12 protein-coding genes are annotated in these 16,378 nt (G+C 66.9%); 7 read left to right on the top strand and 5 right to left on the bottom strand.

Annotation, left to right across the window (positions count from 1 at the left end; translation table 11 throughout):
* Positions 1-8: 8 nt before the first annotated feature.
* Positions 9-1,265, top strand: a complete 1,257-nt coding sequence (locus AC5P57_RS18355) for an MFS transporter (RefSeq protein ID WP_262235830.1) — start codon at positions 9-11, stop codon at positions 1,263-1,265.
* Between the two features lie 118 nt (positions 1,266-1,383).
* Here AC5P57_RS18355 and AC5P57_RS18350 read toward each other — a convergent pair whose 3' ends face one another.
* Positions 1,384-2,292: a LysR family transcriptional regulator gene (locus AC5P57_RS18350; RefSeq protein ID WP_099551557.1), complete on the bottom strand. Its 909-nt coding sequence runs from the start codon at positions 2,290-2,292 to the stop codon at positions 1,384-1,386.
* 73 nt (positions 2,293-2,365) lie between these two features.
* Between AC5P57_RS18350 and AC5P57_RS18345 the strand changes: the two genes are divergently transcribed.
* Complete coding sequence (locus tag AC5P57_RS18345; RefSeq protein ID WP_099551556.1) at positions 2,366-2,680, top strand: immunity protein TriTu family protein; 315 nt, start codon at positions 2,366-2,368, stop codon at positions 2,678-2,680.
* 349 nt (positions 2,681-3,029) lie between these two features.
* Here AC5P57_RS18345 and AC5P57_RS18340 read toward each other — a convergent pair whose 3' ends face one another.
* Positions 3,030-3,998, bottom strand: coding sequence for a LysR family transcriptional regulator (locus AC5P57_RS18340; protein ID WP_099551555.1), 969 nt, complete (start codon positions 3,996-3,998; stop codon positions 3,030-3,032).
* Between the two features lie 110 nt (positions 3,999-4,108).
* Between AC5P57_RS18340 and aceB the strand changes: the two genes are divergently transcribed.
* The 4 genes from aceB (at position 4,109) to AC5P57_RS18320 (ending at position 11,093) form a co-directional block, all read left to right on the top strand.
* Positions 4,109-5,746, top strand: coding sequence for a malate synthase A (aceB, locus tag AC5P57_RS18335; RefSeq protein WP_262235828.1), 1,638 nt, complete (start codon positions 4,109-4,111; stop codon positions 5,744-5,746).
* Positions 5,747-5,810: 64 nt separating this feature from the next.
* Entirely contained in the window at positions 5,811-7,112 is a 1,302-nt protein-coding gene (aceA, locus tag AC5P57_RS18330; RefSeq protein ID WP_069118153.1) for an isocitrate lyase, read from the top strand.
* A 418-nt stretch (positions 7,113-7,530) separates the two neighbouring features.
* The gene (locus tag AC5P57_RS18325; RefSeq protein ID WP_099551553.1) at positions 7,531-8,571 is read left to right on the top strand and encodes a GGDEF domain-containing protein; all 1,041 of its coding nucleotides are present in this window, start codon (positions 7,531-7,533) and stop codon (positions 8,569-8,571) included.
* 17 nt (positions 8,572-8,588) lie between these two features.
* Positions 8,589-11,093, top strand: coding sequence for a putative peptide modification system cyclase (locus AC5P57_RS18320; protein WP_185959199.1), 2,505 nt, complete (start codon positions 8,589-8,591; stop codon positions 11,091-11,093).
* Between the two features lie 7 nt (positions 11,094-11,100).
* Here AC5P57_RS18320 and AC5P57_RS18315 read toward each other — a convergent pair whose 3' ends face one another.
* Entirely contained in the window at positions 11,101-11,412 is a 312-nt protein-coding gene (locus AC5P57_RS18315) for an NHLP-related RiPP peptide (protein ID WP_049452942.1), read from the bottom strand.
* Between the two features lie 133 nt (positions 11,413-11,545).
* On the opposite strand from AC5P57_RS18315, the gene AC5P57_RS18310 reads away from it, so the two are divergent.
* A complete protein-coding gene (locus tag AC5P57_RS18310; protein ID WP_088430670.1) occupies positions 11,546-12,721 on the top strand; it encodes a putative peptide maturation dehydrogenase in 1,176 nt (391 codons plus the stop codon).
* 21 nt (positions 12,722-12,742) lie between these two features.
* On the opposite strand, the gene AC5P57_RS18305 is transcribed toward AC5P57_RS18310, so the two are convergent.
* Both AC5P57_RS18305 and AC5P57_RS18300 read right to left on the bottom strand, forming a co-directional pair.
* Complete coding sequence (locus AC5P57_RS18305) at positions 12,743-14,725, bottom strand: acetyl/propionyl/methylcrotonyl-CoA carboxylase subunit alpha (protein ID WP_495219747.1); 1,983 nt, start codon at positions 14,723-14,725, stop codon at positions 12,743-12,745.
* 41 nt (positions 14,726-14,766) lie between these two features.
* A complete protein-coding gene (locus AC5P57_RS18300) occupies positions 14,767-16,377 on the bottom strand; it encodes a carboxyl transferase domain-containing protein (protein WP_262235824.1) in 1,611 nt (536 codons plus the stop codon).
* Position 16,378: the final 1 nt, after the last annotated feature.

The following is a 16,378-nucleotide window of genomic DNA, read 5'->3' as shown; positions in this document are numbered from 1 at the left end:
CCGATCCGATGACTGGCGAAACCGCAGCGGCCGTCGAATGCCGTCCCCACACTGCCGATTCCGGCGCCGAGACCCGCATCCAGCAGGGCACGCCGGCCTTCCGCCGCACCGCGTTGGCGCTGTTCCTGGCCGGATTCTCCACCTTCGGCCTGCTGTACACGGTGCAACCGCTGCTGCCCGAGTTCAGCCGCCACTTCGGCGTGTCCGCCGCCGGGAGCGCGATGTCGCTGTCGTTGACCACTGGCACGCTGGCGGTGGCGATGCTGCTGGCCGGCCTGTTGTCCGATGCGGTCGGCCGTCGTCCGTTGATGATCGTCGCGTTGCTGGCCTCGGCCATGCTGTCGCTGAGCACGGCGCTGGTGGACGACTGGACCACGCTGCTGGTGCTGCGCACCCTGCTCGGCCTGGCGCTGAGCGGCGTGCCGGCAGTGGCGATGACCTACCTGGTCGAGGAAATGGACAGCCGCGCGCTGGGCCTGGCGATGGGCCTGTATATCGGCGGCAATGCCATTGGTGGCATGAGCGGGCGCCTGCTGGCCGGCATCATCGCCGACCACTGGGGCTGGCGCTGGGGTATCGGCGTGGTCTCGATCATCGCTATCGCCAGCACCGTGCTGCTGTGGCTGCAGCTGCCGCCGTCGCGCCATTTCAGCGCGCGCCGCGATGGCCTGCGCCAGTTGCCGTCGCGCTGGCGCACGCTGTTCGCCGACCCGGGCCTGCCGTGGCTGTTCGCTACCTCGTTCGTGCTGATGGGCGTGTTCGTCACCCTCTACAACTACCTGGGCTATCACCTGCTGGCGCCGCCCTACCACCTCAGCCAGACCGTGGTCGGGCTGATCTTCAGCGTCTATCTGGTGGGCACCTTCAGTTCGGCGTGGATGGGCCAGCAGGCCACGCGCTACGGCCGCGGCCGCATCCTGTCGGTCTCGTTCGCGCTGATCGGCGTCGGCATCGCGCTGCTGGCGATGCCGTGGCTGAGCACGATGGCGCTGGGTATCGCACTGGTGACCTTCGGCTTCTTCGGTGGCCATTCGGTGGCCAGCAGCTGGGTCGGCAGCCGCGCCGGCACGATGCGCGCGGAAGCGTCGGCGCTGTACCTGTTTGCCTACTACCTGGGGTCCAGTGTGCTGGGTGGTGTCGGTGGCCTGGCCTATGCAGCCTGGGACTGGCTGGGCGTGTGCCTGTTTGCCGCCGTACTGACGCTGGTCGGTGGTGGCATCGTCTGGGCCCTGCAGCAGCGCGCCCCGCAGCCGGTTGCTGCCTGACGCCTGCCTCGCGTTCCGCACGGGCGCGGCGTTGCTCTGGTAGATGCCGACCTTGGTCGGCGCTCTGGCACAGCAGCCAACCAAGGTTGGCGTCTACCAAACCTGATTGGTCGGCGCCTCACTCTTCGGCAAACGCGCCGCGCAACAATCCGGCGAAGTTGCGGATCAACGGCGTCACCCCTTCGCGGCGCCAGGCCAGCTGTACTTCCGAATGCGCGCCAGCATCGGCCAGTGCCACGAAGCGCGCGCCTTCGACCCGGATGTGATCGCACGACGACGGCAGGATTGCCGCACCCAGGCCGGCAGCAGCAAGACTGATCAGCGTCGAGGCTTCACCCGCTTCCTGCACGATGCGCGGCGTGAATCCGGCAGCCGCACACAACGCGATCATGTGGTCGTGGATGCCCGCGCCCGCGCTGCGCCGGAATGCCACGAACGGTTCCTGCGCGAAGTCGCGCAGCGACAGCGCGCCCTGCTTCGACAGTCTGCGCAGAGCAGGATGGTCGGCATGCACGATCAACGCCAGCGGATCGACGAACAGGCTGTGCGCCACCAGTTCCGGCGGCAACGCGCGCTTGCGGATGATGCCCACGTCCAGCGAACCGTCGAGCAGCGCATCGATCTGCTGCAGCGTGTTCATCTCGCTCAGCTGCAGCCGTACCTGCGGGTACTGCTGGCGGTAATGCAGGATCGAACGCGGAATCTGCGGCGACAGTGGCGTGGCGCGGGTCAGGCCGATATGCAGCTCACCCTGCTCGCCGCGCTGCGCACGCTGCACCTCGTCCACCGCCGCTTCCACCTGCTGCACGATGGCGCGTGCACGTTCCTGCAGCAGCTCGCCCGCAGGTGTCAGCTGCACGCGACGATGACTGCGCACGAACAGGCGCGCCCCGATCAGGTCTTCCAGCTGCCGGATCTGCTGGCTGAGCGGCGGCTGCGACATGCCCAACCGCTCCGCCGCCTGGCCGAAGTGCAGGGTATCGGCGACAGCGAGGAAGTAACGCAGGTGGCGGAGTTCGATGGACATGCAGCAGCGGCAGATGACGCGCCCGGTCGGCCCGCCTATCTTACGGTCAGGAATCCACCGTGACCGGAACCCCATGCCCTTCGACCCGCCAATCCATCGCGAATGGTTGAACGCCTTCCTGGCCTGGGCTGCACCCCATGGCATCGCCACGCGCTGTCTCCCCACCGCCAACCCGGCTGGCAGGCTCGACATCGACACCGCGCAGGTCATCGCCCGCATCACCTACTGGAGTTCCGGTGAATGCGATGCTGAGATTCTTGATGTTGAATCAGAGCAGCGGATCTACCAATGCAGCTGGACCAACCTGCAGCCCGAACATTTCGACACCGCGTTCGCGCAATGGCTCGCCATCGTGGACGGCCCCACGGGGCAATCGCTCCCGCCGTGAGCTGCACGTAGGGTCAGAGCCCGTTGCAAGGCAGCGGGATCCGAGCCGCGGATCCAACAGTTCGATCATCTGTACGTCATCCACGCATGGCGTGGATCTACCGTGTCGACCAAGGTCGACACCCACCAACAGCAGCAGCAATCTGTCGAAGGCGGGGTGGGTCCGGTTGCGGGGGCGTGAGCCGCATGGATGCGGCGACCGAGCTTACAGGGACGTACTTGCAGCGTCCCCCGCAACCGGACCCACCCCGCCAACTCACGGAAGCCCGGCTTTCGACGTTGCAGTTGCCGTTGACGTTGACGTTGACGTTGATTCGGCAGGTGCAGGGTGCAGCCCTGCCGAACACCCCTTACCGCTCCGAATGCCCGCTCTGGTCGTAATCGCGCGGACTGAACAACTCCGGCTGGATCAGCTCCACAAACGCCCGCGCCTGCGCCGACAACGCCTTGCCGCGCCGCACGATCACCCCGTAGCTGCGCTCCGGGAACCAGCGCTTCATCGACCGCGCCGCCAGCCGCTCGCGGTCGGCATCGTTCAGGCACAGCGCCGGCACGATGGAAATACCCATGCCCATCGCCACGTACTGCTTGATCACCTCCCAGCCACCGACCTCCAGCGCCACCGTGTACGCGATGCGGTGGCGCTGGAACACTTGGTCCACCAGCCGGTAGGTGATCTGCCGCTTCGGCGGCAGCACCAGCGGGTAGCGCGCGATGTCGGCCAGTTCCAGCTCACCGCCACTGGCCAGCGGATGGTCGTGCGGAGCAATCAGGACCTGCTCGAAGCGATAGGCCGGTGCGTAGCTCAGGTCGGCCGGCACGTCGGTCATCGAGCCGATCGCCAGGTCGGCGGCATCCTCGCGCAGCAGGTCGGTGCCATCGGCGCTGATCGCGTTGTGCAGGGTCAGGCGCACGTCCGGGTGGTGCAGGCGGAAGCGTTCGACGATCTTCGGCAGCAGGTACAGGATGGTGGAACTGTTGGCGGCGATGTTCAGTTCGCCTGCGTCCAGGCCGCGCACCTTGTCGCGGAAGCGCGCCTCCAGCCCGTCCAGGTTCTCCACCAGCGGCTGCGCCATTTCGTACAGCAGCTGGCCCTCGCGACTGGGCACCAGGCGCCGCCCGCTGCGCTCGAACAACGGCACACCCAGCTCCCGTTCCAACGCCTGCAACTGCAGGCTGATGGCCGGCTGGCTGACGAAAAGTGCCTCAGCCGCCCGTGAGACCGAACCCAGGCGCACCGTCTGGCAGAACGCGCGCAGCGGCTTCAACCGGTCGGATTTGTAGGAAAAACGCGGACTTGGCGAGGGGCGCGTGGTCATGGCGTTACAAGTATTAGCACAATTTATGTAAAGCATTGCAAAAACTGTTTTGCCAAATACCAAGGGCCAGCGGCACCGTGGAGACGTTCCCCCACCGCTGGAGTCGCCCCATGTCCGCCGTCGCTTCCGCTGTTCCCACCCCTGCCAGCAAGGCTACCCCCGGCATCGCCCTGGCGACCCGCGTGGCCGGCCAGGAGACCGTGCTGCCGGCACCGCTGCTGGCCCTGCTGGTCTCGCTGCACCGGGCGGTGGAACCGGGCCGGCAGGCGCGGCTGCAGGACCGCCGCAAGCGCCAGGCATTCTTCGACCAGGGCGGCCTGCCGGACTTCCGCGAAGACACCGCCGCGATCCGCAGCGGCGAGTGGCGCGTGGCCCCGCTGCCGACCGCGCTGCAGGACCGCCGCGTCGAGATCACCGGCCCGACCGATCCGAAGATGGTCATCAACGCGCTGAACTCCGGCGCCAAGGTGTTCATGGCCGACTTCGAGGATTCGACCTCGCCGACCTGGCGCAACCTGCTGGCCGGCCAGCAGTCGCTGGCGGCCGCCGTGCGCGGCGATCTGGAATTCACCGCACCGGCCGCCAACGGCAAGCCGGGCAAGCACTACACCCTGCGCGCCTACGACGAACAGGCGGTGCTGATCGTGCGCCCGCGTGGCTGGCACCTGGACGAGAAGCACGTGCGCATCGATGGCCAGTTCATTGCCGGTGGCCTGTTCGACGCGGCGGTGTTCGCCTTCCACAACGCCCGCACCTTGCAGGCGAAGGATCGTGGCCCGTACTTCTACCTGCCCAAGCTGCAGAGCATGGAAGAAGCGGCGCTGTGGGAGACCGCGCTGTCGCACATCGAAGGCATGCTGGGCCTGCCGCACGGCCAGATCAAGGTGACCGTGCTGATCGAAACGCTGCCGGCGGTGTTCGAGATGGACGAGATCCTGCACGCGCTGCGCGAGCGCATCGTCGGCCTCAACTGCGGCCGCTGGGATTACATCTTCTCCTACCTGAAGACCTTCCGCCGCCACGCTGACCGTGTGCTGCCCGAGCGCGGCCAGGTGACCATGACCCAGCCGTTCCTGAAGGCGTATTCGGAACTGCTGATCCAGACCTGTCACCGCCGCGGTGCGCATGCGATGGGCGGCATGGCCGCGCAGATCCCGATCAACAACGATGCCGCTGCCAACGAGCAGGCGATGGCCCGCGTGCGCGCCGACAAGCTGCGCGAGGTCACTGCCGGCCACGACGGTACCTGGGTCGCGCACCCCGCGCTGATTCCGGTGGCGATGGCGATCTTCGACGAGCACATGCCCGGTGCGAACCAGCACAGCGTGCTGCGCCACGATGTGCGCGTCGGTCGCGACGAGCTGATCGCACGGCCGCCGGGCACCATCACCCGCGCCGGCTTCGACGGCAACGTGGAAGTCTGCGTGCGCTATCTGGCGGCATGGCTGGACGGCAACGGCTGCGTGCCGATCCATCACTTGATGGAGGACGCGGCCACCGCCGAGATCAGCCGCAGCCAGCTGTGGCAGTGGCTGCACACGCCGGGCCAGCAGCTGGACGATGGCACCGCGATCGACCTGGCTCTGCTCGACGCCACGCTGGCGCAGCTGCCGGCACGGCTGGGTGATACCGCCGCGCTGCCCGGTGGCGCACGCATCAGCGAAGCCATCGCCCTGCTCGGTGAACTGAGCCGCAGCGAAGAACTGACCGATTTCCTGACCCTGCCGGCCTACGCGCGCATCGATTGACCGACTGCCCGCAAACCCGTCGTTTCCCTCCCCGCTGCACGCACGAACCGAACTGGAGAAAGACATGAGCAAGCTGCCCACTGCCGAACAGATCCAGCACGACTGGGACACCAACCCGCGCTGGGAAGGCATCCAGCGCAACTACAGCGCCGCCGACGTGGTGCGCCTGCGCGGCACCGTGCACATCGAGCACTCGCTGGCCCGCCTGGGCGCGGAGAAGCTGTGGGCGTCGCTGCACGAGCGCGAGTTCGTCAACGCGCTGGGTGCGCTGACCGGCAACCAGGCCATGCAGCAGGTCAAGGCCGGCCTGAAGGCGATCTACCTGTCCGGTTGGCAGGTGGCGGCCGACGCCAACCTGGCCGGCCAGATGTATCCGGACCAGTCGCTGTACCCGGCCGATTCGGTGCCGGCGGTGGTCAAGCGCATCAACAACACCCTGCTGCGCGCCGACCAGCTGCACCACGCCGAAGGCAAGGATGACATCGACTTCCTGCAGCCGATCGTGGCCGACGCCGAAGCCGGTTTTGGCGGCGTGCTCAACGCGTTCGAGCTGATGAAGGCGATGATCGAAGCCGGTGCCGCCGGCGTGCACTTCGAGGACCAGCTGGCCTCGGTGAAGAAGTGCGGGCACATGGGCGGCAAGGTGCTGGTGCCGACCCGCGAGGCCATCGAGAAGCTCAACGCCGCGCGCCTGGCTGCCGACGTGCTGGGTGTGCCGACCCTGCTGGTGGCGCGCACCGACGCCGAAGCCGCCGACCTGCTGACCAGCGACATCGACGGCAACGACAAGCCGTTCGCCACCGGCGAGCGCACCGTCGAGGGCTTCTACAAGACCCGCAATGGTCTGGACCAGGCGATCAGCCGTGGCCTGGCCTATGCACCGTATGCCGACCTGGTGTGGTGCGAGACCGGCAAGCCGGATCTGGAATTCGCACGCAAGTTCGCCGAGGCAATCCATGCGAAGTTCCCGGGCAAGCTGCTGGCCTACAACTGCTCGCCCAGCTTCAACTGGAAGAAGAACCTGGACGACGCCACCATCGCCAGGTTCCAGCGCGAGCTGGGCAGCTACGGCTACAAGTTCCAGTTCATCACCCTGGCCGGTTTCCATGCGCTGAACTACGGCATGTTCAACCTGGCCCACGGCTATGCACGCCGCCAGATGAGCGCCTTCGTGGAACTGCAGGAGGCCGAGTTCGAAGCAGCCGAGCGTGGCTTCACCGCGGTCAAGCACCAGCGCGAGGTCGGCACCGGTTACTTCGATGCCGTGACCCAGGCGATCCAGCAGGGCCAGTCCTCGACCACCGCGTTGACCGGTTCGACGGAAGAAGAACAGTTCCACGGCGGGCGCAGCGAACGCGCCGCGTGATGCGGTAGTGCCGGCCGCTGGCCGGCGACCATGTGATCTTCCGGGCATTGCAGGGAAGCCGGCCAGCGGCCGGCTCTACCGAAGCCTCGAAATCCGATCAGGGTGGCCAGGGAAGGGCCAGGCAACGCCGGTGGGTCGGGGGACCTGCCGGCGTTGTTGTGTCGATGGGAAACAGAGGGAGGCCGCCAGCGTCAATCCGGCGCACCCCACGGCCCGGCAACTTGGCCGAAACCCTGTGAAGGTGGCCATCAGATTGATCCGGAACGACTTTTCCCTCGACCGTGGCGGGCAGAACGGCCACCGCGCGCCTTCACATCGGGAAAGCGGACCTCAAGGCTCAAAATGAGATAGAGCGCACATTTTAAAGCGGTGCTATGCTCCGCGGCTCACCAGGGGACGCTGGCGGCGGGTGCAGGGAATGACCGGCAGGGGTGCGGCCGAGAACAGTGATGTGACGTCAGGTATCGCCCGGGTGGCGATGGCCGAGATCGTGCATGCGTTGCTGTCCGATGCCGAAGTCGCATTGTTCGCCAGATTTGCCCGTCCATGCAAGCTTCATGCCGGACAGTGGCTGTTCCAGCGTGGGCATCGTGGCGAGCGCATGTACGTGATCCTGGAAGGCCAGATCGAACTGGACTTCGGCGAGGACCTGGTGATCAAGACTCTCGGGCAGCAGGAGTTCTTCGGTGAGCTGGGCCTGCTGGTGGGTGACCACCCGCGCAGCGCCAGTGCGCGCGCCCTGGTGGACTGCGAGGTGCTTGAGCTGGGGCCCGCCGACTTCCATCGCCTGGTCGAATCCGATCCGGGCCTGGTCGCCTACTTCCTGCGCCGCACGATCATGCGCGTGCTGACCAACGAACAGGCCCTGATCAGCCAGCTGCGCCGGCGCAACCATGACCTGGAAACCGCGCTGGACAACCTGTACATCACCACCCACCAGCTGACCCACACCCGTGAGCTGGTGCGTACCGATGAACTGACCGGACTGCACAACCGCCGTGGCCTCACTCTGTACCTGCAGGAATGCCGTGCCGATGGCAGTGGGCTGCCGCAGGCGCTGCTGCTGATCGACTGCGACCGCTTCAAGCAGATCAATGACCGCCATGGCCATCAGGCCGGCGATCGCGTGCTGCAGAGCATGGGCAACATCCTGCGCTCGATGGCCGGCGAGCAGGACCTGACCTGCCGGCTCGGCGGTGACGAGTTCTGCCTGATCCTGCGTCGTGGCAACCACGAGATCGTGCAGCACGCGGCCGAGTTCATCCTCAGCGCGGTACATGGTCTGCTCGAACGCAGCCACGGCACGCCGCACGTCAGCCTGGTCAGCATCGGCGCCAGCCTGCTGGACCCGGATGCGGGCTGGAGCGAGTGGTACGCCAGCGCGGACCGTGCGCTGTACCAGGCCAAGCGCGATGGTGGCAACTGCCTGCGTTGGGCAGACGCAGTGGACTCACCCTAGATCGGGAGACAGAGGCGATGAATGGCGACAACGGAACGTCGGCGCCGCACAACCAGCAACTGCGCGCCCTGCTGTTCACCGACCTGTGTGACTCGCTGCTGCTGGTCGAGCGCATCGGCGATGTCGCCGCCGCCGAACTGTTCCAGGAACACGACCGGCTGGTGCTGGCGCTGCAGCAGCGCTGGAACGGCCAGCTGATCGATCGCTCCGACGGGTTGTTCATGCTGTTCGAGCGCCCGATCGACGCGCTTGGCTTCGCATTGGATTACCAGCGTGGACTGCAGCCGCTGGGGCAGAGACACGAGATCCATCTGCAGGCGCGGGCCGGTCTGCATGTGGGCGATGTGCTCACCTGGGAGAACAGCGCCGAGGCAGTGCGGGCTGGCGCCAAGGCGATTGAAGTCGAAGGCCTGGCCAAGCCGACGGCGGCGCGCCTGATGCAGTTGGCGCGGCCGGGCCAGATCCTGCTTTCGGCGGTGGCCGAATCCATCGTGCGTCGCTCCAGTGGGTCGCTGGGCGCGATGGCTGAAGGCCTGCAATGGCGATCGTTCGGGCGATGGCGTTTCAAGGGCGTGAGCCAGCCAGCCGAAGTCTACGGCGTGCAGGCGGCGGGCATGCCCACGCCGGGGCGGCTGCGGCACACGGCCAAGGCCCGGCGTGACCTGCCGTTGTGGCGCCGTCCACTGGCGATGGCGGCGCAGGCTGCCGTACTGCTGGCCGCGGTGCTTGGCGTCTGGTTGCTGACCCGGCCACAGCCGGCCATCGCGTTCGCCGAACGCGATTGGGTGGTGCTCGGCGGGCTGCATAACTTCACCGGCAATCGCCTGCTCGATGACGCCCTGGACCAGGCGTTCCGGATCAGTCTCGAGCAGTCCCGCTACGTCAACGTCGTCAGTGACGACCGCGTCGGCCGCACCCTTGAGATGATGCGGAAACCGCTGGATGGCGGCGTCCGCGAACGCGGCGATGCCGCCGCTGTGGCGGTACGCACGGGCGCCCGCCTGGTGTTCGTGCCATCGGCTACCGATGTCGGCGGCCGCACCCGCTTCAGCGTGGAGGTGATCGAGCCGTCGACGCTGCGCACCCTGGCTGTGGTATCCGCCGATGCGAAGGCGGGTGCGGTACTGGCGGCGGTGGACGATGTTTCGCGCCAGCTGCGCGATCGCCTGGGCGAAGAGCCCGCATTGATCCAGCGCGACAGCCAATCCCTGCCAGAGGTGACCACGGGCAGCATGGATGCGCTGCGTGCGTTTGCCTTGGGCCAGAAGCGCTACGTGCGCGGTGACTACAAGGGAGCATTGGCGTTTTACCAGCAGGCCACGGAAATCGATCCAGAATTCGCACTGGCATGGCTGGGACAGACTCGCAGCCATTTCGCGGATGCGGATTTCTCCCGTGCCGCCAGCGTGTTGAAGAAGGCACAGCGATGGTCCCGGCATCTGACCACACGTGAAGCGCTCTACGTACGCAACTGGACCCTTCATCTGGGCGACCCGGACCGCGCAACCGATGGATGGATGCAGATGGCCGAGTTGTATCCGGACTATCTGCCGGCTGCGAACAATGCTGCGATCAGCCTCTATTGCGAGAACCGTTTCAGCGAAGCACTGCCGCTGGCGCAACGCGTTGCGATGAGCCAGGTCGATCTATTGGGCGTTGGCCAGGATCAGTACGGCCGCATCCTGCTGGCAATGGGGCGGTTCGATGAAGCAGACCGCGCGCTTTCCGTTGCAGCGGCCAGCGGCTGGCAGGGAGCACTGATGCGACAGGCGACCGTTGCAGCGGCGCGAGGCGACCTGGCACGGTCCCTGGGCTTGTTGCAGAAGATCGACGCCAGCGACTATCACGCCGACAACATCCGCATTTCCGTCCAGCTGGACAAGGGTGACATCCAGGCCGCGCTGTGGAATGCCGAGCGCGGCATGAAGCGGAGCTACACCATGCCCGGTGTTGACCGCTTCAACTTCTATGTTCCCCTGGCCGTAGCGCGATTGCAGGCGGGCCAGCATTCAAGCGTCGGACCGCTGCTGGATGAGGCGATCCACCGGACATTCGAAGGCATCGAATCAGTTCCCGTGGTCGATGCCGTTGATCGTATCGTCACCGCCCAGGCCGCGGCACTTGTAGGGTTGCGCATGGGGGACGCCCGCTACGCCAGGCAGGTCGAGCGTCGCTGGGCTTCGTTGCAGAGAAAGCCGGAAAGCGCCGTCATCCGCGAATTCGATGCTGTGCTGGGCGCGGAGAGGCTGCGCGCATCAGGTAAACCGCTGCAGGCACTCCAGCTGCTCGAACCCTATCTGGGTGCTCGCTCGCGGGTGCAATCGCGGGTCGCGGCGATGAAGGCGGCCCGCGATGCGGGCTTGGATGCCCAGATGCTCGACCAGAAGCGTTGGCTGGCCTCCAACCCCGGCCTTGCGTACGCAGAGATCGAATGCAGTTACTGCCTGCAGGCGATGAACGTGCTGGATGTGCGCGAGGCTGCCCGGCCTTTGCCCGCAGCGGAGACCAGGCCCGAAGGGTGAGCGGTTCTCAGCGGAGCGTACGCGGGGAATTACCTGTGTTGCCGTTCTCGAGCATCGGCACGGTGTAGGCCGTTCCACTGGACAGCATCGCGACGATCTGCGCGTGTGCCTGCTCGATGACGGCTTTGTCCGCCAGCTCGATGGAGGCACAGCACATGGCGACGAACTGGCTCAGCTCGGCCGGATCTGCAGGAACGTGGCCGGCTTCCAGCAACGCCGCCTCCGGCGACTGGGTGAAGCGGCCGCGGAATGCGTCATCGGTGGCGAGCAGGTTCACAAGATTCTGCGCGACGGCAGGTTCCAGCTGCAGGGTGGGCATGGTGGGGTCCGGAAACGTCGATATGGAACCTTGATGTCGGCGCAGGGGAGCGCTTCTTGAGTGACCGCCGAGCTGCCATCAAGGAATCGCGGTATCGCTCGATAACGTGGCAGGAATATCCAAAGGAAAGAACATGCAGGTCAGGCGCTGTTCGGTACTGATGATGGAGCTGCGGGAAACGGCAACGTTCGACCTGCAGGGCCTGATGCAGGGCGGTGATGGGCTTCGTCGCAGGCAGGCCTGGCTTGCGCTCGCGCCGCACTTGCCCGAACCGGTCGAACTGGATGCCAGGCAGCAGGCCTGGCTGGGTCGGCTCAGCCCCAGCGCATGGCAGGAGGTCGCGGTGGACAGCGAGGAGGCGGGCATGGTGTCGCCCCTGCAGCAGGCAGGGCTGGTGTTTGTCCAGGGCAGCGCGACGGATGCAGCGTCGATTGCCGACGAGGCATTGCGCTCGACCTACTGGCACCCGCTTGCTGCCGTGCTGCACGCATTCTCGCGCTGGGATGGGGTGGATGCCGTCGGCAACATGCGCGCGTCCAGGACCGAGACGGCCGTGCAGATGCGTGAAACACTGGGAGCGCCGCCTGCGACCACGGTGTCACGTTGCAGCGAAGGCGCCATTGCGCTGCCCAGGGCCGAGCCGGCAGCCTTCGACACGCTGCTGGCCCGTCGCGCAACCTGTCGCAACTTCGACTGGCAGCGACCGCTGCCGCTGCCGATGCTGGCGCGGATGTTGCAGCGGACCTTCGGCAGTACCGGAGAACACCGTGTCGGCGAGGACCTGGTGTTCATGAAGAAGAACGTGCCCTCCGGTGGCGGGCTGCATCCCATCGAGGCCTATCTGGTGGTGCAGCACGTCGAAGGGCTGCCGGCGGGCCTGTACCACTATCGCGGCGATACCCATGTGCTGGAGCCGGTGGCCTCGGACAGCGAGGTGGACCGTGACTTCGTGATGGATGTTGTGGGCCAGCAGCACTGGTTTGCCGATGCGCACGTGCTGGTGATCCTGGCGCCGCGCTTCGACCGTACATTCTGGAAGTATCGCCAGCACGCGAAAAGCTACCGCGTCATCGCCCTTGAGGCGGGCCATCTGTCCCAGACACTGTATCTGGCCGCGACCGACGATGGCCTGGGTGCGTTCATCACTGCGGCAATCAACGAGAAAGCAATCGAGCGCGCCCTTTCCTTGGATCCCGTCACCGATGGCGTGCTCGCTGTGTGCGGCTTCGGCTGGCGCGCCGCGACCATGACCACGACCGAGCTGGACCCTGCAGGCACGATCTGGAACCTTGAAGACCGCGCGGGCTGACCCCGCGCGGCCTCTGCTGCATCACGCCGCTTCGAAGTCCACCAGTACCGTGCCATCACCCACCTGGTCGCCGGCCTTGGCGCGATAGCCCTTCACCGTCCCATCCGCCGGTGCCTGCAGGGTGTGCTCCATCTTCATCGCTTCCAGCACCACCAGCGGCGTGCCGCGCTTGACCTCGGTGCCGGCCGCGACCAGTGTCGCGACGATCTTGCCCGGCATCGGCGCCAGCAGGCTGCCGGCATCGGCCACGGCGTGGTCCGATTCGCCCACCGGATCGTGCAGGGTGAAGCGGTGCTGGCCGTCGGCGCCGAACAGGTACAGCTGGTCACCGTCGCGCAGCAGCTGCAGCGACCAGCGGCGTTCGCCCAGCTGCACGGTAAGATGCTGCGCATCGGCTGTGCCGATCACCTGAACCGGCGCGGCGTCATCGCGCTGCACGCGCCAGCCATCGGCCTGTGCCCACACTTTCAGCGTGTGCTTGCGTTCGCCCTGCTGCAGCGGCAGCACGCGCGGTGCCGATGCGCCGAGGCGCCAGCCATCCTGGGCCTGCCATGGCGAATGCGGGTCGCGCGCGTCGGTGCTGGCACCGGCAGTGCCAGCAACCGCGGCCACGGCGGCCAGCTGCCACAGGGCGTCATCCGTGTCGCCCACTGCACTCAATGCCGCCTGTTCGCGTTCGATCAGCGCGGTATCCAGCTTGGCGTGCGCGAACGAATCGGTGTTCACCAGCCGGCGCAGGAAGCCGGCATTGGTGGTCACGCCCACCACCTGGCAGTCGGCCAGCGCCTGGCTCATGCGGCGCAGCGCGGCGTCGCGGTCCACGTCCCAGACGATCAGCTTGGCAATCATCGGGTCGTAGTACGGGGTGATGCTGTCGCCTTCCTCCACGCCGGTATCCACGCGCACATGGGCCGATGGCGTCGGCAGGCGCAGGCGGCGCAGGGTGCCGGTGGACGGCAGGAAGCCACGGTCGGCATCTTCGGCGTACAGGCGCGCTTCGATGGCGTGGCCGTGGATGGCCAGCTGTTCCTGGCGCAGCGGCAGCGGCTGGCCCGAGGCCACGCGCAGCTGCCACTCCACCAGATCGGTACCGGTGATGTACTCGGTGACCGGGTGTTCGACCTGCAGGCGGGTGTTCATTTCCATGAAGTAGAAATCGCCATCCGGGCCGGCGATGAACTCCACCGTGCCGGCACCGACGTAGCCCACCGCACGCGCGGCATCGACCGCGGCCTTGCCCATCGCAGCACGACGTTCCGCGCTCATGCCCGGGGCGGGTGCCTCTTCCAGCACCTTCTGGTGACGGCGCTGCACCGAGCAGTCGCGCTCGAACAGGTAGACCGCCTCGCCGTGGCTGTCGCCAAATACCTGGATCTCGATATGGCGCGGGCGCTCGACGTACTTCTCGACCACCACGTGGTCGTTGCCGAATGCCGAGGCCGCCTCGCGCTGGCAGCTGGCCAGCGCATCGACGAAGTCCTCGCTGCGCTCGACCTTGCGCATGCCCTTGCCACCGCCGCCGGCACTGGCCTTGATCAGCACCGGGTAGCCGATGCCATCGGCCTGCGCGCGCAGGAAGTCCGGCGCCTGCTGGTCGCCGTGGTAGCCCGGGGTCAGCGGCACACCGGCCTTGGCCATCAGTGCCTTGGCCGCGCTCTTGTCGCCCATCGCGCGGATGGCGCTGGCCGGCGGTCCGATGAAGGTGATGCCGGCGGCGGCGCAGGCGTCGGCGAAATCGGCGTTCTCGGACAGGAAGCCGTAGCCGGGGTGGATGGCCTGCGCGCCGGTCAGGCGTGCGGCGTCGAGCAGGACATCGCCGCGCAGGTAGCTCTCACGTGCAGCGGCCGGACCAATGTGGATGGCTTCGTCGGCCAGCCGCACGTGGCGTGCGTTGCGGTCGGCATCGGAATACACCGCCACGGTGGCGATACCGAGGCGTCGGCAGGTGGCGATGACGCGGCAGGCGATCTCGCCGCGGTTGGCAATCAGGATCTTGGTGAACATGGCAGCGGGCTTCATGTGGGCTGGCTCGGTCATGGCACGGGTCACATGCGGAACACGCCGAAGCGCGTCTGCTGCGGGGCGGCGTTGAGGCTGGCCGACAGGGCCAGGGCGAGCACGCGGCGGGTGTCGGCCGGATCGATCACGCCGTCGTCCCACAGGCGCGCGCTGGCGTAGTAGGGATGGCCCTGTTGTTCGAACTGCTCGCGGATCGGCACCTTGAACGCATCTTCTTCCGCTGCCGGCCACTGTCCGCCCTTGGCTTCGATGCCATCGCGCTTGACCGTGGCCAGCACGCTGGCGGCCTGTTCGCCGCCCATCACGCCGATGCGCGCGTTCGGCCACATCCACAGGAAGTTCGGCGAGTACGCACGGCCGCACATGCCGTAGTTGCCGGCGCCGAACGAGCCGCCGATGACCACGGTGAACTTGGGCACCTTGGCGCAGGCCACGGCCATCACCAGTTTGGCCCCGTCCTTGGCGATGCCGCCCTGTTCGTACTTGCGGCCGACCATGAAGCCGGTGATGTTCTGCAGGAACACCAGCGGGATGTTGCGCTGGGTGCACAGCTCGATGAAGTGCGCGCCCTTCAGCGCCGACTCCGAGAACAGGATGCCGTTGTTGGCGATGATGCCGATCGGGTAGCCGTTCAGATGCGCGAAGCCGGTCACCAGCGTTGCGCCGTAGCGCGGCTTGAATTCATCGAAACGCGAACCGTCCACCAGTCGCGCGATCACTTCGCGCACGTCGTAGGGCTTGCGCGTATCGGCCGGGATCACCCCGTACAGTTCATGCGCCGGCAGCAGCGGTTCTTCGCTGGCCTGCACCGCCATCGCCGGTTCCGGCTTGCGCCAGTTGAGCTGGGCGATGATCGCACGCACCCGTGCAAGTGCCTGCAGGTCGTTGTCGGCCATGTGGTCGGCCACGCCGGAAATGCGCGTGTGCACGTCGGCGCCGCCCAGTTCCTCGGCGGTCACCACTTCGCCGGTGGCGGCCTTCACCAGCGGCGGGCCGCCCAGGAAGATCGTGCCCTGTTCGCGCACGATCACGGTCTCATCGCTCATCGCCGGCACATAGGCACCGCCGGCGGTGCAGCTGCCCATCACGCAGGCGATCTGCGGGATGCCCTGCGCCGACAGGTTGGCCTGGTTGTAGAAGATGCGGCCGAAATGATCGCGGTCGGGGAACACCTCGTCCTGCAGCGGCAGGAAGGCGCCACCGGAATCGACCAGGTAGATGCACGGCAGGTGGTTCTGCTCGGCGATCTCCTGCGCGCGCAGGTGCTTCTTCACCGTCATCGGGTAGTAGGTGCCGCCCTTGACCGTGGCGTCGTTGGCCACGATCACGCATTCCACGCCGCTCACGCGGCCGATGCCGGCCACCACGCCGGCGGCAGGCACGGCGTCTTCGTACATGCCATGCGCGGCCAGCGGCGCGATTTCCAGGAAGGCGCTGCCGGGGTCGAGCAGGGCATCAATGCGGTCGCGCACCAGCAGCTTGCCGCGTGCGGTGTGCTTGGCGCGTGCGGCTTCGCTGCCACCCAGCGCGGTGCGCGCCAGGGTGGCATGCAGGTCGTCGACCACGGCCTGCATGGCCGCGCGGTTGCTTTCAAACGTTTCGCTGCCCGGTTGCAGCTGGCTGTTCAGGACGGTCATC

Source organism: Stenotrophomonas sp. YJH_SMC_79, from assembly GCF_059367995.1.
This window is presented reverse-complemented; position numbering and strand designations above follow the sequence as displayed.